Consider the following 22,737-nt stretch of genomic DNA (forward strand, 5'->3'; position numbering starts at 1 on the left):
TGGTGTCCTGATATGGCAGCTCCCCGTTTTTATCATCCCTTTGCCCTGACGGCCCACACCGAGATCGCCCTGCCCGACGCCCTGGCGCATCACGCCATCCGGGTACTGCGTTTAAAAGATGGGCAGGACATCGTCCTGTTTGACGGACTGGGCACCCAATTTCCCGCTACCTTGCGCATCGAGGGCAAAAAAGGGTTTGCCAACCTGGGGGCGGCCGAAACACCCGTACGCGAACTGGCTGGCCGCATTACCGTCCTGCAAGGCATTGCCTCCAGCGACAAAATGGACTGGATTATCGAAAAAGCGGTGGAAATGGGAGTGAGCTGCCTGGTGCCGATTCGCGCGCAACGCAGCGTGCTGCAACTGAGCGCGGAACGGCAGGCCAAACGCATGGTCCACTGGCAGCGGGTCATCGAGTCAGCCAGCGAGCAGTGTGGCCGCAATCGTCTGATGGAACTGGCGGCGCCGCTGAGCTTGTCCGACTACTTTCGGGATGCCCGAACGGGCCTGCATCTGTTTTGTGACCCTGATGCGCCTCAGCAACTGGCACAAGCCATAAAGCCGCAGGATCAGGCCGTCACCATTTTGATTGGCCCCGAAGGCGGCTGGTCGCCCGAAGAACAAAAAGTGGCGCTGGCTGCCCAGGCGCAGGCCATTCGCTTCGGGCACCGCGTACTGCGAACCGAGACCGCTGCCTTGGCGCTGACGGCAGCGATCAGCGCCTTGCAAGGCTGGGAATAAGGCTTATTCCTCGTCCTGGCTGGAGTAGGAGGCAGGGGTCTCGCCTGGTTCCGGATCAGGATGCTTGCCGGCATGTAAAACAACACAGACAAAACGGCGCTCGTTGTTCGAGGCCCAGGCATGCACATCCTCACACACGCCCAAGATAGCCTGGGCGTCTTTTTCCAATGCGGGATCGCCACTGTGCAGGTTGTCCAGCCACAAGGCCAAACCAGCCTTTTGATCCAGTACGGTGTCGCACAGGCAATCGTAGAGCGCATCCAGATTGCCACCAAAAAATTCAGGGTAATCAACAGCTTTGGCGACTGCTCGCAGCACAGCGGAGCGATTGCGCGCACGATCGCAACTTACTTCCAGGGCAGTGAGCCCCTGGTCCTGTGCCTGCTTCAGAAAATCAGCAGCCGTCAGGCCCGTTGCGTCGAGCACGCCGCCTTGTTGCAAAGCCTCTTGCAAAGTCAGGGATTGGCTCATCAGGACGCTTCCTTAAAAAACGCTAATACTTCTTCACGACGACTCATGGTATCGGTCTTTCCTAACTCGATCAGCTCTTGGGTGTAGCCGGACTCGAATAACAAATATGAAATTAATGCACCGCCTGTGGTCGGACCGGACTTTGAAGATACACCAAGTACTCGAAATAGGGTACGTGCAGCAGTTGGCATCTGATGAATATGCCGGGTGGCAATTTCATCCAGCGAGCGGCTGGGGGTGATGGCAAACGTGCTGACAGGACGCAGCGATTGGCTTTGTAATACATTTGCAGGCATATAGGCAAGCAATGTATTGATCCGCTCCATACGTTCAATATCCGTTGACACACTATCGAGGAATATGTTGGACAAGGCATAGCCACTGATCTGCGCCAAAGAGGGGTATGGCGGGTCTGCACATTCTTGCTCGTGGTACGTGTTGTCCGCATATCCCGTCCCCACAATCAAGACTTTATGGGCGCCCAGATGTATGGCCGGACTGATGGGGGCCAACTGACGCATAGTGCCGTCACCACACCATTGGGTTTGCTTGCCCACTTGCAGGGACTGCGCCGGAAACATGAAGGGAATGGCGCTGGAAGCCATCAGATGGTCCACTCCGATGACGCCGGGAATGGCGCGACGCAGATTGCGTGTCCAGGGGCGAATGCGCTCGTCCGACTGGTAAAAAGTCAGGTGCTCGCCCGTGGTGTAGGCGGCAGCGGTAATGGCCAGCGCCCCCACATGCTGCTGGGCCAGATTGCGTTGCAGGCGCTCAAAGTCCAGGCTCTGTTCCAGCAACTCGCGCAAGGGTGAGTTGTCCAGCATGGAGTGCGGCACATGATCGCGTAGACGGGGGGCCAGCCAGCCCAGGGCTAGCGTGGCTACCCAATGCGCACTGGTGGCCAGCAACTGCAAGGGGTCGGCATGAAAGATGTCATTGGTGCGCAAGGACCCCCACAGCTGTTGTATATGGTCGACAGCTTCGTGCGGTTTATCTGCGCGGCAGGCCAGACCGGCCGCATTGATGGAACCGGCCGACGAGCCGCAAATAATATCGAAAGGATTGCTGAACTGGGGGTTGCGCTCCGGGTCCAGCAGCTCCAGCAGGCCGGCCAGCACCCCGGCCTGATACGCGCCGCGCGCCCCGCCCCCGTTCAGGATCAAGGCCAGCGGGGCGGGTGAGCGCTGAATCATGATCCGTATCAGCCTTCAGTAGCGACGTTGGCATCCACCACCGTGACGGCCGTCATATTGACGATACGGCGCACTGACGAGGTCGAGGTCATGATATGAACCGGTGCCCGGGCTCCCAGCAGGAAAGGGCCAATTGCCACGTTACCACCCGCAGCCGTCTTGAGCAGGTTGTAGGCAATATTGCCCGCTTCCACGTTCGGGCAGACCAGCAGATTGGCCTCGCCGCTCAGGGCCGAGGTCGGCAGGATCTGATGACGGGCCTTTTCATCCAGCGCGCAGTCGCCGTGCATTTCACCATCCACTTCCAGGCTGGGGTCGAGCTGGCGCACGCGCTCCAGCGCACCGCGCATGGTGACCGCTGCGGGCGAATTATTGGTCCCGAAATTGGAACTGGACAGCAAAGCCACCTTGGGTTCGATATTGAACTGGCGCATTTTACGCGCTGCCGCCAGGGTGATCTCGGCCACCTGGTCCGAATCGGGATCGTGGTTAATGTGCGTATCGGTCAGGGCCACACTGCGCTCACTGAGCAATAAAATATTCATGGCAGCATAGGTTTTGACACCCGGTGCTTTGCCAATGACCTGGTCCACCAGTTCCAGGTGATTTTCGTAACGTCCCACTGTGCCACAGATCATGCCATCGGCATCGCCCAGATGCAGCATCATGGCCCCGATCAGGGTCGGGCGACGCCGCATTTCCACGCGAGCCATCTCTTTGCTGATACCGCGACGCGACATGATTTCCCAGTAACTGGTCCAGTAACGGTGGAAGCGATCGTCCTGTTCGGGGTTGGTCACCTCCACGTCAATGCCCAGACGCAGACGCAGACCATAACGTTCGATGCGCTGTTGCAAGACAGCGGGACGGCCCACCAAGATGGGACTGGCCAACCCCTCATCCACAATAATCTGTACGGCGCGCAGGACGCGTTCGTCCTCGCCTTCACTAAAGACCACACGGGATTTGGCACCATCTTGCACCAGCCCCCGAGCCAGTGAATAAATTGGCTTCATGAAGGAGCCGGATTTATAAACAAACTGGCGTAGCTGATAAATGTAGTTGTTCAAGTCCGCTATGGGACGGGTCGCCACGCCCTCTTCCATCGCCGCTTTGGCCACGGCCGGAGCAATACGCACAATCAGACGCGAATCAAAGGGACGAGGAATGAAGAAGGACGGACCGAAAGAGACCTCTTCCAGCCCATAGGCAGCCGCAACGCCCTCATCCTGCTCTTCGCGTGCCAACTGGCAAATGGCCTGCACAGCGGCTTTTTCCATGCCCCGCGTAATGGTGGTGGCCCCCACGTCCAGCGCCCCACGGAAGATGTAGGGGAAGCACAATACATTGTTGACCTGATTCGGATAGTCCGACCGGCCGGTTGCCATGACCACATCATCACGCACGGCGTGGGCGTCTTCCGGCAGGATCTCGGGATTGGGATTGGCCAGAGCCAGAATCAACGGTCGGGCCGCCATCTTCTCCAGCATCTGGGGCTTGAGTACGCCACCGGCGGACAGCCCCAGGAATACATCGGCCCCCTCGATCACCTCACTGAGGGTACGGGCATCGGTCTGCTTGGCAAAACGGGCCAGTTCGGGCACAGGATTGCCGGGGCGACCTTCGTAGAGCACGCCATCAATATCCGTAACCCAGATATTTTCCAGTGGCAGCCCCATATCAATCATCAGGTCCAGGCAGGCCAGGGCCGCCGCACCCGCACCGGACGTCACCACCTTGGCTTGCTTGATGTCTTTTTCAACCACGCTCAAGCCGTTCAGAAAGGCAGCGGTGACGCAAATGGCCGTGCCATGCTGATCGTCATGAAAAACAGGAATGCTCATGCGCTGGCGCAGCTTGCGCTCGACTTCAAAGCACTCGGGCGCCTTGATGTCTTCCAGGTTGATGCCGCCAAAGGTCGGCTCCAGACCCGCGATGATGTCGACCAGCTTGTCGGGATCGGTTTCATTGATCTCGATGTCAAACACATCCAGACCGGCAAAGCTCTTGAACAGCACGGCCTTGCCTTCCATGACGGGCTTGGAGGCCAGGGCGCCGATATTTCCCAAACCCAGCACGGCGGTACCGTTGGAGATGACGCCGACCAGATTGCCCCGCCCGGTATAGCGAAAGGCGTTTTGTGGGTCCTTGACGATTTCTTCACAAGCGGCTGCCACGCCAGGCGAATACGCCAGCGCCAGATCCCGCTGGTTCGATAATTGCTTGGTCGGCGTGACCGAAAGCTTTCCGGGCCTGCCCTGTTCATGATATTCCAGAGCTGCTTTCCGAAAATTGGCGTCCATGCTGTTACCCACTCAAAAATCCATTTAAAACGGACCGGGATCGCCTGAAAGCGGCCATTGTCTGACAGCGTCTATTCAAACAGACCTGCAGCCTGTTCAAACCGTCTGCCCTCATCTGCCCTGCTGACAGCCTCCATCCCAGTCGCCTTGCCGAGCCTTTGCGGCCCAGGCAGGAACCATTCTAGCCCTTGAGTTACATCAGGGGTCAAGCACGGGCCAGGACAAACTCACAGCATCTGGCCAGGATAAGAAAAGCGGTCGGTGGGATCAAACAGGGCCTTGATGCGGCTATCCACATCCTGGGCCTGCCACGGCTGCTCCTGATTGGGCCAGGACCAGTCTTGCGGGTCCGAGCCACTAAGCACGGTCTCATCCAGCACCAGCCACTCCACCCAGGCCAGATCACCACCGTGGCCCAACAGCAGATGCGCCAGATTGATGCTATCGCCGTCACGTGGTTCGAGCGCATCCAGGCGGTAACGGCAGGGCCAATGCTCCTGACGCAGGGCCTGCGTGTCGGGCTCGCCCATCAAGCGAAACAAAGCGGGGATCAACTGCTGCATACGCAGGCTGTCCAGAGGGTTACGGTTGTCCTGTCCGAAGGGGCCCAGCGCCGCTTGTGTGTTGTCCGCCAGAATGACCGAGCAATGCAGAACACCCGACAACGCCGTACGACCACTGGGCCAATCATGCTGACGACGGTCAGCCAGCCAGGCGGCCACCGTCATGCCGGCAGGCGCAGTGGCCAGCCCCTGAAAGCCTTTGGCCTCCATCTCTCCGAGCAAACAACCCGGCTGAACAAACCAGCGATTGGAGTTGGGTTCCAGACGGTCGCAGCGTGCCATTTGTCGACCCGGAGCCAGAACAATCACCGGACCATCCGTCTCGCTAGCCTGCGGCACACCCTCCAGACACACCGTGACCCCATACTCGGCGGCCAGCGTCAACACCATATGCACGTCCGCGCTGGAAGCCGGCTCCAGGCGCGCCTGTTCATGATCCGGCTCCGCACTGAGCAAGGACCACTCGCCCTGAACCCGGGCTTTCAGACGCGAACAAAATGACTGCCAGGCCGTCTGGGGAGGACGACGACCCATCAAAAATGCACGCCTGGACGAAGAAACCATAGACTTTTCCTGCAACAAACCTACACTTGAGGCCAACTGGCCCGCCGGCTTGCACCCTTCTTGAGCATGCGCACCTGCCACAGCCACCTGACGCCCTTTTGAGCAAGGTCCTACAATACACTTTTTACCCGAGATTTGCCGTATGTCCCGCCTCGCCAGTCGTACCGAACACGTTCTTCCTTTTCATGCTGTTGAACTCTTCAAACAGGCCAATGCCTTAAAGGCCACGGGCCGCGACATTATCAGCCTGGGCATAGGTGAACCGGACTTTACCGCCCCGCAAGCCGTGGTCGATGCGCTGCATCAGGCCAGCAATCAAGGCCTGGGCCAGTACACCGCCCCAGCGGGCTTGAGCGCCTTGCGCGAGCGCATCGCCCTGTATTACGAACAGCAGTTCCAGGCCCGTGTCGACCCGTCTCGCATCGTGGTCACGGCAGGGGCTTCGGGCGCCCTGTCACTGGCGACCCTGGCCCTGATCAATCCCGGCGATGAAGTGCTGATGCCCGACCCCTCCTACCCGGCCAACCAGAACTTCATCATGGCAGCGGGCGGCACAGCCCGTCTGATCCCCGCCTCGGCAGAAGGACGCTTTCAACTGAGCGCCCAGCACATTCGCGATCATTGGGGCCCCAACACGCGCGGCGTGCTGATTGCCTCGCCCAACAATCCGACAGGTGCCACGATTTCCCGCCCAGCCCTGCAAGAGCTGATCAAGGAAGTGCGCGCCCGTGATGGCTTTATCATCCTGGACGAGATTTATCTGGGTCTGTTTTACGAACAGGCGCCCCTCAGCGCCTTGACCTTGGATCAGGACATTATTGTTATTAACAGCTTTTCCAAGTACTTCCACATGACGGGCTGGCGTCTGGGCTGGCTGATCCTGCCCTCCTGGATGACCGAAGCCTGCGAGCGCATGGCCGCCAGCCTGGCAATCTGCGCCCCCTCACTGGCCCAGCATGCCGCCCTGGCCTGCTTTGAGCCGGAAACCATGGCGATCTACGAAGAACGCCGTCTGGCTTTCAAGCAACGGCGGGACTACCTGCTGCCCGAGCTGGAGCGTCTGGGTCTGCGCGTGCCTGTCCGCCCGGATGGCGCTTTCTATATCTATACGGATATCCGTGAATACAGCCAGGACAGCGATGCGTTCTCGCAGCAATTGCTGCACGAGGCCGGTGTGGCAGCGGTACCGGGCCGAGACTTTGGCACCGCTCACGCGCCCTATACCTTGCGCCTGTCCTATGCCACCGGCATGGACCGTCTGCAAGAGGCAATCAGTCGTCTGGGCCAGTTCCTGGGCCGCTAAGCCCCGCTCTGGGCCCGGCCCTCAGACGCCCAGACACTCGTTACCTCCCATCCGGACCGCCTAGCGTGTCCGGACCGGGATACCGGAGGCCAGGGCAATACGGCGACGCTCTGCCAGCACTTTGGCCCCGTAACCACCATCGCTGGGGCCGGTGGCCCCCACATAACAGGCTAGTCCCCCTTCAATGGAACCACGGCGACGGATACAGTCGGACAAAATCTGACCGCCCACCCGGATATTGGCCTCAGGGCTCAATACCGCCAGCGTGCCCTCCATATAGATATCAAACTTCTCTTTATGGACTTTAGTCATGACCTGCATTAGCCCTTGGGCCCCCACATGACTTTCTGCATAGGGGTTGTAACGTGACTCAATGGCGATGACGGCCAGAATCAGTTGCGGGTCCAGGTTCTTTTCCTTGCCCACAATAAAAGCCGTGTGGATCAGGGCCCCGGATACCGAGTAGGCGATCTTGTACTTGCGCGCCAGGTAGCTGCGCAAGGCCTGCTGCTGGGCGGCTGTCACGCCTGCGATGGGCTGCCCCGTCACCGAGGCACGCAGATTTTTCATAAAGCCCTGATAGGCAGAAACCGCCTGCTGCTGTTCCGTCTGGGTCAAATCCTGGTCATCTTCAGACAGGGCCGGCTGACTCGTGTCTGCCGGCCAGACCGCCAGACTGTACGCATCGTATTTCACCGCCTCGGGGCGCAGGGTTTGCACGAGACCGGTATAAAGCTGGTTAAACTGAGCACGCATGGAAGGTACAACCACACAGGCTGCAATCGTCACCAGTACGGCTATGCCCAGATACATGGCACACACATGTACAAACTCGCCGATGCGATACGTCAGGGTACGGGCTGAGCGACTAAGTACATAGTCCATATCTTGGAAGCCCATGGGTTCATCCTTAGTATTGCTAACTGCCCGATGTTAACCTTAGAACCTGTTCAAGGTCTTAACCAAAATATCTGCAAGCGGAGCCCCGTTCTTCTGTGAAATACCGTGACTTGAGAGACTTTATTGCCCAACTGGAAGCCAGGGGCGATCTGAAGCGGATTACGCAGCCCGTTTCCACCTCGCTGGAAATGACTGAAATCAGTGACCGGGTACTGCGTGCCGGTGGACCGGCACTCTTGTTTGAGAATGCCCAGCATCAAGGCGTCAAGGCCGCCATGCCGGTCCTGGCCAATTTGTTCGGTACGCCGCAACGCGTTGCCTGGGGGATGGGCGCGCAAGAGGTGTCGGCATTACGCGACACAGGCGAACTACTGGCCAATCTGAAAGAGCCGCAAGCCCCCACCGGCATGCGCGATGCACTGTCCAAAGTGTCCATGCTCAAATCCGCCTTGTGGGACATGAGCCCCAAGCACGTACGCTCTCCTGCCTGCCAGGAAGTCGTACTGGAAGGCAAGGATGTGGACCTGAACCAGATTCCCTTGCAACTGTGCTGGCCTGGTGACGTCGCTCCCTTGTTGACCTGGGGTCTGGTCATTACCAAAGGCCCACATGCCAAGCGCCAGAATCTGGGCATTTACCGCCAGCAACTGATTGGTCGCAACAAGCTGATCATGCGCTGGCTGTCCCATCGCGGCGGAGCACTGGACTTTCGCGACCACGCCCTGACAAATCCCGGCAAACCCTTCCCGATTGCGGTTGCTCTGGGGACAGACCCAGCCACCATTCTGGGGGCGGTCACACCTGTCCCGGACAGCCTGTCCGAATATCAGTTTGCCGGGCTGTTGCGCGGCTCACGCACCGAAGTTGCCAAGGCACTGGGCAGCGACTTGTCCGTGCCTGCCTGGGCCGAAATTGTGCTGGAAGGCCATATCCTGCCCAGCAATCACCCGGAGGCCCTGACACCCGACGTGCCTGAAGGCATGAAACCGCCTGCCGACAGCCACTACGAAATGGCGCTGGAAGGCCCTTATGGCGACCACACTGGTTACTACAATGAGCAGGACTGGTTCCCGGTCTTTACGGTCGAGCGCATTACCATGCGTCGCAACCCGATCTATCACAGCACCTATACCGGCAAACCACCTGATGAGCCTGCTGTTCTGGGTGTCGCGCTGAACGAAGTCTTTGTACCGTTGCTGCGCAAGCAACTGCCCGAAATCGTGGACTTCTATCTGCCACCCGAAGGCTGCAGCTACCGCCTGGCTGTGGTGTCCATACGCAAGCAGTACGCGGGCCACGCCAAACGCGTGATGTTCGGGGTCTGGAGCATTCTGCGCCAGTTCATGTACACCAAGTTCATCGTGGTCGTGGACGAGGACGTCAACACCCGCGACTGGAAGGAAGTGATCTGGGCCATGACCACCCGCATGGACCCGGTGCGCGATACTGTGCTGGTCGAGAACACCCCTATCGACTACCTGGACTTTGCTTCGCCCGTCTCGGGACTGGGTGGCAAGATGGGCATGGATGCCACCAACAAGTGGCCGGGAGAAACCCAGCGCGAATGGGGCACACCGATCAAAATGGATGAGTCCACCAAAAAGAAAGTGGATGATATGTGGGGCTCGCTAGGGCTGTAAGGCAGAGCGCGCGTTTAGCCCGTACGCATCAAACGCAACAAAGACCATCACCGCAACGGTGCATGGTCTTTGTTTTATTGGGTGCATTAAGCCGGCACACCAAGTAGGCCGGCCGCCTGGCCTTCCCAATGCGCCGGTCAGGCCTAAGCCAGCGGCTCCACCAGCTCAATCAGGTAGTCGTCGGGATCAAATACGAAAGCAATCGTACGTTTGCCATGACTCATCTGCTTGGGTGGGGTTTTGATTCTGACCCCCTGCTCCTGCAGATAATCCACTGCCTGATGCACGTCCTTGACCATCAGGGCCAGATGACCGAACGCCCCGCCTTTTTCATAAGGTTCGTCTTGATCCCAGTTCCAGGTCAGTTCCAGGCTGGACTGCGTGCTCGGGTCAAAGCTGAGAAAGACATTGGTGAAACGGCCGGATTCATAATCCGTGTGACGCACTACCTGCATGCCCAGAACATCGCGATAAAAAGCCAGCGATCGGTCCAGGTCCAGCACACGTAGCATGACGTGATCCAGGCCAAACTGTATTGTGGAAGTACTCATAGCAGGGGACGGGGTTTAAAAACTGCACTGTAGCAAAACAGCCCGCCCTGCATCATGACCGCTCATCAAGGGTCCATGAGAAATACTCAAGCCTCAGGCTCGCGCCGTCATCAGCTCCGAGGTAATGGTCTGGATGAATAAAGGCACGCAAGGATTGGCATTGCTTTCCTGCCACATGATGTTGATAAAGGATTGCGGATGCTGCCCGGACAAATCCAGATCAATCGCCACCAGATCACGGTGTACATATTTGCGCAAGGATTGCGACAAAATGGCGATGCCAATATTGGCCGCCACCATGCTCATGATGCCGGTAATAGTGCTGGCTTCCTGCACAGAGTTGGGATGAAAACCGGCATGTCGGCACAATGAATAAAAGTAGCGGCGCCAGACCTGCCAGTGTGTCTTGCTGCCCACCACAAACCGCTCATGGGCCAGCTCGACCAAGGGGATGGACTTTTCCCGGGCCAAGGGATGATCGCTTTGCAACAGCACAATCGGGTCATCATGACACACAGGCTTCCACTGCACGCCCAGCTCTTCGGGATCATCCGAGAAGGCAAAGCCAAAACCCAGGTCCAGACTGCCTTGCTGCAAGCCCTGAATTTGCTGCTGCGTGGGCATATATAACAAATCGGTTGTGATGTTTGAATATTGCTGCTTGAAATGTTCCAGCGTTCTGGGCAGCACGTCCTGCACCGCATAGTCATTGTAGGCAATGATCAGATGCCCAATATCGCCAAACTTGGCTTTCTGAGCCAACTCGATGCCGCGCTCCAGATGCACGAACACCTGTTCAATTTCCTGCAGCAGCAAAAAACCAGCCGCCGTGAGCCGGACCTGGCGGGTGCTGCGCTCAAACAGATCCACCTGCAAATCATCTTCCAGCTTTTTGATGATGCGCGTCAGCCCCGGCTGCGTGATATGCAGCAGCTCGGCCGCCTTTTTGAAATGCAACTGTTCGGCCACCGTTTTAAAGGCCCGCAGATGATGCAAATCCAGGCGTGCGGGAATCATGATTTTGCTCATATTTTAGATTGATAACATCGCGGTCAATAATAGTGCGTGAATAGTGAATGGACAAGCGATTGGCAGAGGATTAGCTTATCTAGCACGCACTGGATGGCGCTTTGCAAGCAGGCCAGGACCGGATGCCCAGCCCTACAAAAAGGAGGAACTCATCCTGTTGCAGCCGGTGCTCTGATCGAGCATCCAACCAATACCAATACGAATAAAAGACAGCCACACACGCCAGTAAATAATAAAAAACCAGCTACCCCCACAGGGTTTGATTTCAAAAAACAGATAGTCCCAATACTTGAGGAGACATAAGTATGCAAAGGGCAAACACGGTGGCCGAATCGGAACATACCGAGACCGGTCACATTAAAAAAGTAATGATGGGTTCAGCGGCCGGCACGATCGTTGAATGGTTTGACTTTGCCTTGTTCGGCTATATGGCCGTTTACATTGCACAGAACTTCTTCCCTTCGGAAGACAAGATGGCCGGCTTGCTGGCCACCTTTGCGGTATTCCTGGTGTCCTTTATTGTGCGGCCTCTAGGCGGCATCTATTTCGGCAGACTGGGCGACCGGATTGGCCGCAAGAAAATCCTGGCCCTGACCGTCTTGCTGATGTCCGGCTCGACCGCAGCCATTGGCATGATTCCAACTTATGACAGTATTGGTATCTGGGCACCGGTTTTGCTGATTATCATCCGCTGTATCCAGGGGCTGTCGGCCGGTGGCGAATACACAGGCGCCACCATCTACACGGTTGAGCACAGCCCCATGAACAAGCGTAATTCCTACGCCTGGGCCATGTCTGGCGCCACGTACTTTGCATTTGCGCTGGCTGCCGGTATCAGTGCCGGTCTGGCTGCGATTGTGGGTACCGACGCCATGGGTGACTGGGGCTGGAGGATCATCTTCCTGCTGGCCATCCCCATGGGTATTGTGGCCTTCTTCATCCGCGATCATCTGGCCGAATCGCCCGAGTTTCAACAGATGCGTGCAGAGAAGAAAGGGCAGCTCAGCTACAGCGCCTCCCAGGTATTCAAGGCAGAGGGTTCCAATATTGTGAAGCTGGGCGGCTTCATTGTGCTGTACGCCCTGTCTTTCTATATCTTCTCCACCTACATGAACACCTTTTTGCGCACGGTCATTGGCTTGTCCTCGGTCCAGTCCCTGACCGCGAACATGGTGGCCCTGCTGTTTGTCACCGCCCTGACCCCCATTGCCGGCGTGATCTCGGACCGGGTGGGCCGCCGTCGCATGATGCAGTTTGCCGCAGTCTGGCATGCACTGTTCACCATACCGGCCTACATGATCGTCAGCAAAGGAGCGTCCCTGGAAGCAGCCATTTTCGGCATGCTGATCATTGGTATCGGGCAGGTGGCCGCCAGTGTCGTGGCCGTGACCTTGCTCTCGGAGATGTTCCCCACCGACATGCGCTATACCGCCTCCAGCATGTGCTACAACATCACCTTCGCCATTTTTGGCGGTACGGCGCCCTACCTGGCCATCTGGCTGACCACCCAGACTGGCAGCTACCTGGCTCCGGCTTTTTACGTCACGATCGTCGCGGTATTGTGCTTTTTCTGGGTTACGGTTCTGATGCCCGAAACGGCCAACAAGCCGCTACGTCGCTATCACACCGAACCGGCCCATGATGCCAAACCGGCTATCAACATGGGCAAGGCAAGCGCCAGCTAGGCTTTCCCTCTTTCTGCCAGCTTTCCGCTATCAACAGCCCTGCTTTGCAGGGCTGTTTTTTTTACGAAACAATTTGATTTACATTAAAAGCCAGTCTTCTCAAGGTGATTCTATCTATACCTAAAGCCATATTCCCATGCCAGCTTCTATAGAATAGCCTGTTGAAGCGCGCATCAAATATAGACTGAGTCCTTGCCCTAAGCAGACTGAAAAGCGCGTTTGCACTGCCAAGGAATTTGCACCATGACCACTGTCAGCCTGACCAACGTAACTGTAAGCAGCGACCCCGCCTCGCACGTCCAAGGGTGGCTGACGGTGCAGTTCAGCAACGGCTACAGCATTCAGGCCTACTGTCCGGACAGCCAGGACAACTGGGCGCAAGGAGCCCGGACACTGTGCGAACTGGGGAACAGCAATGGTTTGGCCCCCACCCCGGTCGACACGCTTCTGTTGCAGGCAGGCCCGAATGGCAACTATCTGGTCCTGCAGGCGGACTTGCCCAGGCCTTCCATTCCCATGACCTACGCGCGACCCGCTAACGAACACATCTATATGGAACTGGCCGATAAGGAACAAAGTGTGTTCAGCGCCGACTTTCTGGCCATTGCGGCGATTATCGGCGGAGCACTCTACGGTTTGAAGTGCTTATTGGAAAAATACTTACTGCCTAAACTGTAAAAGCGCAGCGTCAAAAAAAACGCTCTGTAAAAACAGAGCGTTCAAAAGAAAAAAGAAAACAGGAAATTACACGGCCAGAACCGAATCCGTACTTAGAAAATGTTGCTGAAACTGCAGCGCCTGCAGCAGCAAATCATCATCCTGATGCGGCTTGCCGATCAACTGCAAGCCCATCGGCATTTTCTGGGCATAACCCAAAGGCAGGGAGACCACGGGCAAGCCCAACAGTTGCCAGGCCCGGCTCATGAATGGCGCCCCGGTGCCCTCGGTTTTACAAGGCGCTATCCCTGCTGCCGCAGGTGCCAGGATGAAATCCGCCCCTGCCTGTTCGAACCAGTCCAGCAGCCGCTGTTTGAGTGTATCCGCCCGCCGCAAGGCCGCGATGTAGTCCTTGTAGGGAAAAGCCAGTCCCGTACGAATCAAGGACTGCACATGGGCACTCAAGCTGTCATGGTGCTGTTGTTCATACACCAGATTGCGCGCCACCTCATAAGCCATGATCTGGGCGTGCAATGACGTCAGCTCAACAATGCTGTCCTGCAAGGGAAAATCCACACACTGATGCCCCTGCCCGATCAGATCCTGCTGGCAGGCCTGGAGGGTCTCCAGCATCTTGTCTTGAACCTCGCCCAGTGCCTGGCCGGTAAACATCGCGAACACACTGCTGCTCTGGGTGCCTGGCGCCGCCAGATTCAACGGTTTGTGCAATAGCAGATTACGCAGCAAAAGCGTATCCAGCACATCATTGCTGAGTATCCCCAGCGAATCCAGCGACTGCGCCAAGGGCTGAATATTGCGTAAGGAAAACTCATTGCGGGTGCCTACATAGCCTGTGCAACCGCAATAAGAGGCGGGTCGTATGACCGAGGCCGCCGTCTGTGTGCCAAAGGCGACCGGCACCATGAAATCAGCGACAGCGGCAGCAGAGCCGCTGGACGAACCACCGGGTGTGCGCTCGGCATCATGCGGGTTGTTTGTCTTGCCTGCCTGAAAGTAAGCAAACTCGGTCGTGACCGTCTTGCCCATCAAGATGCCGCCTGCCGCTTTGATTGCGGTAACACAGGAAGCATCCATGTCTGGAATCCGATCCTGGTGAATGGCCGATCCCATGCTAGTGGGAATGCCTGCCGTGTCAATCACGTCCTTGACCGCAAAGGGCAGGCCCATCAAGGGCGAGGCCTTGTAAAAATCGCTGCGACTTTCGTATTCGGCCAGATAGTCTTCTTGATCAATCAAATACTGCCAGGCGCCGATCTTGTCATCACGTAGGGCGATACGCTCATAGAACGAGGCCACGATCTCGGGCAGACTGGCCTGACCCGAATGCAGAGCATGCAGCAATTGATGCAAAGGCAGCTTAAACCACTGTCGTTTCATTGTGCCACTCCTTGAGAGCCTGCAATAAAGAGGCATCCACCGTCGCCACCCCGCCGCCAACACGACCACGCTCGCCAGCACCGTCAATCATGCCCAGCAGCACCAACGGTCCGGTATTGCTGGCCATCACTTGCGCAAAATCGGTAATGCCGGGGCGTCCGGCCAGAAAAGGCAAGCGAGTCTTCAAGAACAAACTTTGACGCGTCAGATAATCCGAGGGCAGGAATGCCTGCAGATTTCTGGCACTGAGACTGGCCAGATCCAGACACTGACCACCCAGCCCCACAAAATCCACCACGGCACTGTCACCCAAGGCACCCAGTGCGTTCGCCTGCTCATGGCCGGGCTCTTTATTGCCCGCAATGACAGGAGCATCCGTCACCAACCAGCTCGTGGAGCCGGCCAGCTGCAAACCAAAACGCAAACCATTGCCCCCCACTTTAACAATGGCGTTAGCGCCATCGGCAGGTGTCTGATATGCCAGGATCAGCGCGCTGGCCGCCATCCAGTAATTCAATGCCCAGGCCATCGCGCCATGCAGGAAAGTCTGACTGGCCGCATCATTGATGCCCCAGGAGACAATAATGTCGGCCAGTTGCCGGGAAGCATGCAGGGTCCGCGCATGGCCATCATCACCATTTAGCAAGGACGCCTGAACGATGGGTGCCAGTTCTACCGGCCCCTGGAACTGCGCGGCCAGCCGTGCACCCAAATCCTGATGCAGCCAACGCAGATGCGGCACCATCTCATCAGCAAAAATACCCAGTCGGGTGCACCACTGCATGCCCTCATTGAACACCGAGTATTTTTTGTTCTCGGGCCGATTGCTGTCGCTGACCTCGATCAGGCACATGGACGGTGTCGCAACGCCGGCCAGCGGCACGACCACCCCATAATCCTGAGCGGGGGCCAGTTGCACGCCGCCCGCCTCCAGCAAGGCTTGCGCCTCTTGCTTGCTCGTGGCCCACCCCTCGTACAGTATGCCAATCAGGACCGAGTTTCGTATCGCAGCAGGCAGTTCCTGCGCATCCCGAAACGGTGGCCCGGCATGCAAGACCAGGCGGTCTTGCGAAGGCAAAATGGATTGCAGGGACCGCACCCCCGTCCAGGCTGGCATCACGGCCAGAGCCTGTGTCTCTACATGCTGAGCCATCTCGTCTCCTTATGCCACACGCACCCAGGTCTCGCTGTTCGCCAGACTGGCGGACTGCGCACGCGAGCCGTTAAAGTCACGCTCGATGGTGTTGCCCGGCAAGGCCGTGCCATTGATCAGCACCTTGGCTTGCTGCGCCGGGTGAAACACACACATCATTTCGTGCTTCTGGGTTTGGGTCTGGCTTTGCGGCAGATCCACGCAAATAGCTGGTTGCGTCATTTGATGCCATTGCAACTCCACCGTCAGACCAGCACGGGCGGAGGTCACAGACTCGCTGACCAGTTCCGGGAAACGGTTCACCGTCTGAAAAATGCCGTCATCAAACACCTGCAACCTGTCCAGCGCCACTGCCTTGCGAAACAGGCCGAAATGGCGCACAAAATCCTGTACCAGATAGTGGGCCAAGGGCTGGTTGTCCGTGATCAGCAAACGCGCGTCATTGTCCTGTCCGTCCTCGTAGGGCTTGTCCAGAACCAGAATGGCCTGGCCGCTGCCATAAGCCGAGCTGGCAATGCGAAAATACAGGGACAAGGACGACCAATCCTGCTCAGGGTCGGTCTTTAAATAAATAAAAGGGTTGTCGCCTGTCCAATCCAGCGTACCGGTTTTAATACCCGTCATGCTCAAGTCTCCGTGTTCAAATTATTCATCATGGGTACCTGGGCCCGTCAGGCCAGGTCTTTTTCCACCGCGTATTGCTCACGCAGGTGTTGGAAATCCGTACTTGGCTGCCATCCCAGAATTTCCTTGGCGGCCTGGCTGCTGAAAATAGAAGCTCGAGGATTATTCTGATACCAGCGCGGGTTCTTGATTTCAGGCACAGGACCAATAATCTGCTGATACCAGTCTGTCGTTGCCAGGGGGTGAGAACTATCGTCTGCGCTGATGAAAAACACGCCGTAGCGCAGACCTTGCAGATTCACGGCCGCCTCAAAGGCGCGTGCCAAGTCCGCTGCCCAGATGTAATAAAACAGCCAGTTACGGTCGGGGCTGTCCACAAACTGGATATATTCGTGAATGGTTTCGGGCAACACCACGGCCAGCGGACGCAGGCAGATAATCTCCATATCCGTGGCCTCGCTGAAACTCTTGGCCATCTGCTCCATCATGATTTTGCTGACGCTGTAAGCCTGATAAGGTTTGTTGTCGTGAGCTTCATCCACGGGCAGATACTGGGGCTTCCAGTCCGCCCGCATTTCCGACAGGCCGCAGGCGGAAATGCTGGAACACAGCACCACTTTTTTTACGCCATTTTCCCGACAAGCTTGTAGTACATGCCAAGTGCCTCGTACATTCACATTGATGTACTGCTCCTCGGGCGCTTTCCAGTCAAAATCGATAGCGGCCAAGTGAATAACCGCGTCCGCATCCTTGGTCGCGGCACGAACCGCGTCCAGATCCATCACATCGGTTTGCACAAAGGACACCTGATGCTGGCTGGGCTTTAAGTCCGCCACGACCACATCCATGGTCTGCATCAATTGCTGTACGACGTACGAGCCCACACGGCCCGAACCGCCTGTAACCACCACTTTCTTCATGGTGTTTCTCCTGTTTATTGTTATAGATCCAATACCAATTCAGCCGACACGGCACGCGAAACACAAATCATCATGGTTTCATTGAGCTGGCGTTCCTGCTCAGACAGCACAAAATCACGATGCTCCGGCAGACCGGCAATCACCCCAGTTTCACAAGTCCCGCAAGTTCCGTTCTGGCATGAGCACTTGACCCGTATGCCTTCCCGTTTCAAGGCCGCCAGAATCGTTTCATCCCCGGCTACCGCAATGCGTTTGCCCGATTTTTGCAACGTCACGGTAAAGCTCTTGCCCTGCAGCATGGCTGGGTCGGTCTCTACCGAGAAACGCTCCAGCACCAGTTGCCAGCCACTGTCGGCCTGTTCCTGTTGATAGTTTTCCAAGGCCGTCAGCAACGGCTGCGGACCGCAGGAATAGACGACGGTTTGTGCATCCAGCACTTTCAATGCTCCTTGCAGATCAAACAGGCCGTCCTGATTGGAGGCATGCGTGGTGATGCGCTGGCCGTCCACCTGCTGCAGTTCTTGCAGAAAAATAAAATCTGCTGCGTTTCTGGCCAGATACAACAGATGCCAGTCCAGGCCAGCGGCTGCAGCCGCCTGAACCATGGGCACAATAGGCGTGATGCCTATGCCACCGGCAATAAAAAAGCACTTCTTGTTGGCAGCAAAGGGGAAGTGGTTTTTCGGCAGACTGACAGCCAGCGCATCCCCTTCTTGCAACACTTCATGGATGTAGGCCGAGCCCCCTCGCCCCGCGTCCTCTTTCAGAACGGCAATCTGCCATTCACGGGTGTTGGCCTGCTGGCCACACAGGGAATACTGACGGTATAGCGGCTCGCTCTGCGAGACCGCCAGCTCCAACTCAATATGGGCCCCCGGCTCCCAGGCGGGAAACTCGGCCCCGTTTTGCAAACCCAGGGTCAGACCGACGACACGGTCCGAGAGCCTGGTTTTCTTCAGCACGCGTGTTTGCAAAGTTTGCTGCATGATGCGGCTCCTGCTCCCTTAGGCGATCGCTCTGATCGGCAACACCCGGCTTTGTTCGTCCGCACGACGCTCTTCGGCGCGGTACAGATCGATCAGCCAGTTCTGCAAACGCTTGATGACCAGCTCTTCGTTGGTCAAACGGCCACGGGACGCAAAGTTGGACTGCATGCCTTGATGCGAACGACGCCAGGCAAACAGATCCTCGATCATGACGGGGTACAGATCGTCGTGTTCCTGATCGAACTTCTCTTTGTGGTCCTCACGCTCCAGCGTGGCTTGCGGGTACATCCAGGACACACCATAGGTGGACTGCTGGGCACTTTTGGGCAACCACATGAAATACTTGACCTTGTCGGGCATGGCCACCAGCAACAGGTTGGGGGCCACCGTCACGTAGGAAAGCTGGGTACGTTCCTGGTCGGTCAAGCCATCCATGGGCGGCTGCAAAATGGAGCCGGTATGGGTGGGTGCAGCATCTCTATGTGTGGAGATGAGGTTGTAGGACACAATGCCATTGGGCACATCATTAAAGACAGCGGTTTCATCCACCCGGTCCGGATTGGTTTCATACATGCCTCCCCAGGACGAGGCGTGCAAAAAGCTGCAGTGATAGCACTCGTCATTGAAGATCTTCCAGTTCCAGTCGAAGCTCTCCATCTTCAAGGGTTCCGAGGACTTCAGTTCGGCCATGCGGTAGTTGGCCAACTGCTTGCCCAGATTACCCAGACGGGTATGCAAAGCGGGCGCGGTGGCGTCATAGTTGATGAAGATGAAGCCTTCCCAGACCTCGGTGCGGATCTTGGGCAGACAGACACTCTTGGGGTCGAAACTGGCGTCAGTATCCGTCAGGCCGGGAGCCGAAACCAGTTCACCTTCCATGTTGTACACCCAGGCATGCAGGGGGCAACTGATGCGACGTACATTCCCCGCCCCTTCCAGCAACAGCATATTGCGGTGGCGACAGACGTTGGACAGGACATTGATACCGCCTTCACGCGTGCGAATGGCGAACAAGGCATCATTGCCTACATCAAAGGTGAAGAAGTCACCGGCATTGGGGATGTCGGTTGCACGGCCCACACAGAACCACTGCTTCTTCCACACAGCATTCAGTTCAAACTGAAAAAACGCTTCCGAGGTAAAACACTCGGGAGGCAAGGCAAAAACCTCGTCGGTTTCCTGCTGAAAATAGCTGCGGTCAAATTCTTCAATCGCAATCGGCGAGCGCACAGCATGATTCATCTCGATATCTCCTCTGGTTTGCATGAGCACCATGAATGGCTTTTATTTGGTCAGGCCCATGATGCGACAGGGAGTGGCGCTTGAAAATTGAGTAAATTTGACGGAACGATGAGTTTTTTTTGTTGTTGAAACGAAGGAAGGAGAAACGGAAGGCTGCAATCGTTGCGGATTGAGAACGACCAGTCCGGCCTCAACCCCGATTCAAGGTCTGCGGAACGGCCGCTGGCAAGTCCGCTCCATGCCTGAGGTGAGCAAAATAGCGCGCAATAAAGGGCTCACAAGCCCGATGCGTTGCAAGAACGGCCTCCCAAGCCTCAAGCATTACCTTAGAGACTAGGGACAAAGGGATAGTGGCAGTGGCAGTGGCAACCCCAGTAAAACTGAGAAAGTCCCATCACTGAACGCCAGCCGGGGAAACGCTCCGACCCTACCGCCTAGCGGATTGCAATGGACGCCACCCAATCCACAAACTCCTGCTCCTGCCGACTATGATTCGCCTCTTTGGGATAAGCCAGGAAATACGCGTATTCATCCAGACAAACATCGAACAGCTGAACCAGTTCCTTTTTCTCGATCAGTGGCTGCAACAGAGCCGGACAACCCAGCATCACCCCTTGACCGTTCAGAACCGCATTCAGGCGTACATTCGTGTCATCGATATGAAAGCTCTTTTTAGCCGTCAGTTCCTGACCAGCCGCCTTGCGTAACCACTGCTCCCAACAGAGTTGATTCTCTTCGTGAATCAGCACATGCTGGTTGAGATCTGCCGAAGACCTAATCTGGCCATGCGCCTGCAAATACGATGGCGCACACACGGGCGTCAAATTACCGGGGATGATGCGCAAAGTCTGTAAGTGCGGCCAGTCCCCCTGCTTGCCCCAGACAATCGCAAAATTGATGTTGTCTCTGAAGAAATCCGGCGCCTGCAAGCTATGCAGTAAATTAATTTCAATATCCGGGTGCTTCAACCAGAAGTCACACAGCTGCCTGGTAAACCACATGCTGGACACAAAGGGGCGCAAGGACAGATTGATGCGGCTTTTGCCGTGTGGCATACGCAATTCGCGCAAGGCCTGATTGATCTCGTAAAAAGGCCGCTGCAAACGATCAAACAGAAACTGCCCTTGATCCGTCAGCTCCAGGGAACGGTTTTTGCGCAAAAACAGTTTGCAGCCCAGATACTCCTCCAGCACTTTGATCTGATGGCTGACCGCTGAGGGGGAGACCAGCAAATCCTCGGCTGCCTTGGTAAAGTTCAGCCTTTGCGCCGATACCGTAAAAGTTCTTAACGCATTCAGTAATGGCACCTGCATGACGGGCGATGTCTCCTGGGGTGGGTCTAGTTCAATTGGAATTATTGATTATCGGGAGCATAAGCCCTGCTGCCCTCAAAAACCAGTCGGGCAGAATGCAAAGCCAGGATCAGACGCAAAAAAAACCGGCCGGAGCCGGTTTTTCAAAATACGCGCCACTTACTCGTCCACGCGGGGACTGCGTCGCACGGGAACCAGAACATTGCGGGCTTTTTCACGCGCTGATTTGGACGAGTCGTACAACTTCCACGCTCCCAGGGCCAGAGCGCCAATCCGCATCCAGCGCCCACCCAAACTGCTCAGCAATGCCGATGCACCGGAGAGCAAAAACGGATAACGACGCGACAAAGACAACGCATTACTAACCACGCCGCCCATGCTCAGACCAGAAGGTTTGACACTGTTCCACAAATTGCCAGGGCTTAAGTCCTGCCCCAGCGAATGGACCTGGGACGATAAAGTCTGGCGCTCCAGGGAGGCGCGCACTCGCAACAATTCAATACGCACAGCCCGCTCCTGGGCAGACATGCTCTCTTGTTTGATGCTCATTTACCGTCTCCTTCGGTATCCCGCAAGCGCTCAATAAATGCAACATCGCGACGCAACTCGGACAAAGTGGCCGAAAAAGGAATCGGACCGGAGGTCAAACGACGGCGTACCGCCATGAACAGACCCACTCCCAAACCCGCATACAGCACGACCAACACGCCCAGAGCCCAGTAGCGATATTCTGTCGGCCAGAAATACAAAGCCAGCAGCAAGCTGAACACCAGCACTGCCAGCGTTGAGAAGAGCAGCGCGCCGAACACCATGCTAAACAGCGTGATCAGGCTCGCCTTTTGCTGGCCAGCTTCCAGAGCGAACAGCTCCAATCGAGTACTGACGGCCCCTATCAAGGTAGAACCAAGCTGACTGATAGTTTGCCTTAGCGCCATGTTTTATTCCTGCTCTGCGACATCCTGCCATTGCACGCAATGTCAGGAGCCTGATTGCGAAGAGGCTGCCGATCCGAACCGGAAGGTTCGGATCGGCAGGGCTACTTTTTCTGCTGCTTAAACCAGTCAGCAGCGCAGAGCACAGACAGATTAACGACGGCTGATCAGCATGCCGAACATCAGGCCCACAATACCGGCCACGCCGATGGCTTGCCAGGGTTTGTCATGCACATAGTTATCGGTGGCCTTGGCCGCACGAACACTATGCTCAACCACCGCTTCCTGGGCATCATGCAGCGAATCGCGGGTCACACGCAATGAACGCAAAGCTCGCTCACGGAGCTCTCCAGCTTTATCGCCCGTCGCTTCGGCTGCTTCACGCATCAGTTGCTCAGCTTCATCCAAGCTCGCTTTCACTTCCTCGATGAATTTGTCTCCGCTGTTTTCCAGACTTTTCTTGGTAGCCATAAATAACTCCTTGCAGTTGAAAGGGACACGCGACAAATACGTATCGCCAAGTGAATGACGCCATCACAGCGCCGCACAAAATTCTTTAACCCGCT

Annotated in this window: 22 protein-coding genes; 5 read left to right on the plus strand and 17 right to left on the minus strand. The window is 56.7% G+C overall.

The features are described 5' to 3' along the window. The first annotated feature begins 12 nt into the window (after positions 1-12). Positions 13-741: a 16S rRNA (uracil(1498)-N(3))-methyltransferase gene (locus tag V6936_RS10015; protein ID WP_003803644.1), complete on the plus strand. Its 729-nt coding sequence runs from the start codon at positions 13-15 to the stop codon at positions 739-741. Positions 742-744: 3 nt separating this feature from the next. On the opposite strand, the gene V6936_RS10020 is transcribed toward V6936_RS10015, so the two are convergent. From V6936_RS10020 to V6936_RS10035, 4 genes are all read right to left on the minus strand, one after another. Next, positions 745-1,212: a barstar family protein gene (locus V6936_RS10020; protein ID WP_003803646.1), complete on the minus strand. Its 468-nt coding sequence runs from the start codon at positions 1,210-1,212 to the stop codon at positions 745-747. Beyond that, the gene (locus V6936_RS10025; RefSeq protein ID WP_003803648.1) at positions 1,212-2,408 is read right to left on the minus strand and encodes a patatin-like phospholipase family protein; all 1,197 of its coding nucleotides are present in this window, start codon (positions 2,406-2,408) and stop codon (positions 1,212-1,214) included. Before V6936_RS10025 ends, V6936_RS10020 begins: the two co-directional genes overlap by 1 nt. Before the next feature lie 8 nt (positions 2,409-2,416). Next, positions 2,417-4,711 carry an NADP-dependent malic enzyme gene (locus V6936_RS10030; RefSeq protein WP_336579807.1) on the minus strand — a complete coding sequence of 765 codons (2,295 nt, stop codon included), beginning with the start codon at positions 4,709-4,711 and terminating at the stop codon, positions 2,417-2,419. Between the two features lie 227 nt (positions 4,712-4,938). Further along, entirely contained in the window at positions 4,939-5,838 is a 900-nt protein-coding gene (locus V6936_RS10035; protein WP_336579808.1) for a hypothetical protein, read from the minus strand. A gap of 142 nt (positions 5,839-5,980) precedes the next feature. Between V6936_RS10035 and V6936_RS10040 the strand changes: the two genes are divergently transcribed. Next, positions 5,981-7,141, plus strand: a complete 1,161-nt coding sequence (locus V6936_RS10040; RefSeq protein ID WP_301606773.1) for a pyridoxal phosphate-dependent aminotransferase — start codon at positions 5,981-5,983, stop codon at positions 7,139-7,141. A gap of 60 nt (positions 7,142-7,201) precedes the next feature. Here the strand turns inward: V6936_RS10040 and V6936_RS10045 are convergent, their stop codons facing one another. Then, complete coding sequence (locus V6936_RS10045) at positions 7,202-8,041, minus strand: lytic transglycosylase domain-containing protein (RefSeq protein WP_219235683.1); 840 nt, start codon at positions 8,039-8,041, stop codon at positions 7,202-7,204. Positions 8,042-8,136: 95 nt separating this feature from the next. On the opposite strand from V6936_RS10045, the gene ubiD reads away from it, so the two are divergent. Continuing rightward, entirely contained in the window at positions 8,137-9,681 is a 1,545-nt protein-coding gene (gene ubiD, locus V6936_RS10050; RefSeq protein ID WP_003803656.1) for a 4-hydroxy-3-polyprenylbenzoate decarboxylase, read from the plus strand. 143 nt (positions 9,682-9,824) lie between these two features. On the opposite strand, the gene gloA is transcribed toward ubiD, so the two are convergent. Beyond that, positions 9,825-10,232, minus strand: coding sequence for a lactoylglutathione lyase (gloA, locus tag V6936_RS10055; protein ID WP_003803657.1), 408 nt, complete (start codon positions 10,230-10,232; stop codon positions 9,825-9,827). 93 nt (positions 10,233-10,325) lie between these two features. Then, positions 10,326-11,249 (minus strand): LysR family transcriptional regulator, encoded by a 924-nt coding sequence (locus V6936_RS10060; protein WP_230406254.1) that lies wholly within the window; start codon positions 11,247-11,249, stop codon positions 10,326-10,328. 317 nt (positions 11,250-11,566) lie between these two features. On the opposite strand from V6936_RS10060, the gene V6936_RS10065 reads away from it, so the two are divergent. Next, positions 11,567-12,946, plus strand: coding sequence for an MFS transporter (locus tag V6936_RS10065; RefSeq protein ID WP_003803661.1), 1,380 nt, complete (start codon positions 11,567-11,569; stop codon positions 12,944-12,946). A gap of 243 nt (positions 12,947-13,189) precedes the next feature. Beyond that, complete coding sequence (locus tag V6936_RS10070) at positions 13,190-13,624, plus strand: hypothetical protein (RefSeq protein ID WP_003803663.1); 435 nt, start codon at positions 13,190-13,192, stop codon at positions 13,622-13,624. A gap of 66 nt (positions 13,625-13,690) precedes the next feature. On the opposite strand, the gene V6936_RS10075 is transcribed toward V6936_RS10070, so the two are convergent. The 10 genes from V6936_RS10075 to V6936_RS10120 all read right to left on the minus strand — a co-directional run bounded on the left by V6936_RS10075 (position 13,691) and on the right by V6936_RS10120 (position 22,642). Next, positions 13,691-15,001: an amidase gene (locus V6936_RS10075; RefSeq protein ID WP_003803666.1), complete on the minus strand. Its 1,311-nt coding sequence runs from the start codon at positions 14,999-15,001 to the stop codon at positions 13,691-13,693. Further along, entirely contained in the window at positions 14,982-16,154 is a 1,173-nt protein-coding gene (locus tag V6936_RS10080) for an oxamate carbamoyltransferase subunit AllG family protein (RefSeq protein WP_336579809.1), read from the minus strand. The genes V6936_RS10075 and V6936_RS10080 overlap by 20 nt, the downstream gene beginning before the upstream one ends. Before the next feature lie 9 nt (positions 16,155-16,163). Further along, positions 16,164-16,778 carry an NAD-dependent dehydratase gene (locus tag V6936_RS10085; protein WP_336579810.1) on the minus strand — a complete coding sequence of 205 codons (615 nt, stop codon included), beginning with the start codon at positions 16,776-16,778 and terminating at the stop codon, positions 16,164-16,166. A gap of 47 nt (positions 16,779-16,825) precedes the next feature. After that, positions 16,826-17,698 (minus strand): NAD-dependent epimerase/dehydratase family protein, encoded by an 873-nt coding sequence (locus tag V6936_RS10090; protein ID WP_003803672.1) that lies wholly within the window; start codon positions 17,696-17,698, stop codon positions 16,826-16,828. Between the two features lie 20 nt (positions 17,699-17,718). After that, a complete protein-coding gene (locus tag V6936_RS10095) occupies positions 17,719-18,684 on the minus strand; it encodes a PDR/VanB family oxidoreductase (RefSeq protein WP_336579812.1) in 966 nt (321 codons plus the stop codon). Between the two features lie 18 nt (positions 18,685-18,702). Beyond that, the gene (locus V6936_RS10100; protein WP_003803678.1) at positions 18,703-19,926 is read right to left on the minus strand and encodes an aromatic ring-hydroxylating oxygenase subunit alpha; all 1,224 of its coding nucleotides are present in this window, start codon (positions 19,924-19,926) and stop codon (positions 18,703-18,705) included. A gap of 434 nt (positions 19,927-20,360) precedes the next feature. Further along, a complete protein-coding gene (locus V6936_RS10105) occupies positions 20,361-21,239 on the minus strand; it encodes a LysR substrate-binding domain-containing protein (RefSeq protein WP_003803680.1) in 879 nt (292 codons plus the stop codon). 159 nt (positions 21,240-21,398) lie between these two features. Continuing rightward, complete coding sequence (locus V6936_RS10110; protein ID WP_003803681.1) at positions 21,399-21,788, minus strand: hypothetical protein; 390 nt, start codon at positions 21,786-21,788, stop codon at positions 21,399-21,401. Further along, on the minus strand, positions 21,785-22,174 hold the full coding sequence (locus tag V6936_RS10115) for a phage holin family protein (protein WP_039943748.1): 390 nt from the start codon (positions 22,172-22,174) through the stop codon (positions 21,785-21,787). The genes V6936_RS10110 and V6936_RS10115 overlap by 4 nt, the downstream gene beginning before the upstream one ends. Positions 22,175-22,324: 150 nt before the next feature. Continuing rightward, complete coding sequence (locus tag V6936_RS10120) at positions 22,325-22,642, minus strand: DUF883 family protein (protein ID WP_003803683.1); 318 nt, start codon at positions 22,640-22,642, stop codon at positions 22,325-22,327. Positions 22,643-22,737 lie beyond the last annotated feature (95 nt).

Source organism: Alcaligenes sp. CHO6, assembly GCF_037120595.1.
Taxonomy (GTDB): domain Bacteria; phylum Pseudomonadota; class Gammaproteobacteria; order Burkholderiales; family Burkholderiaceae_B; genus Alcaligenes; species Alcaligenes ammonioxydans.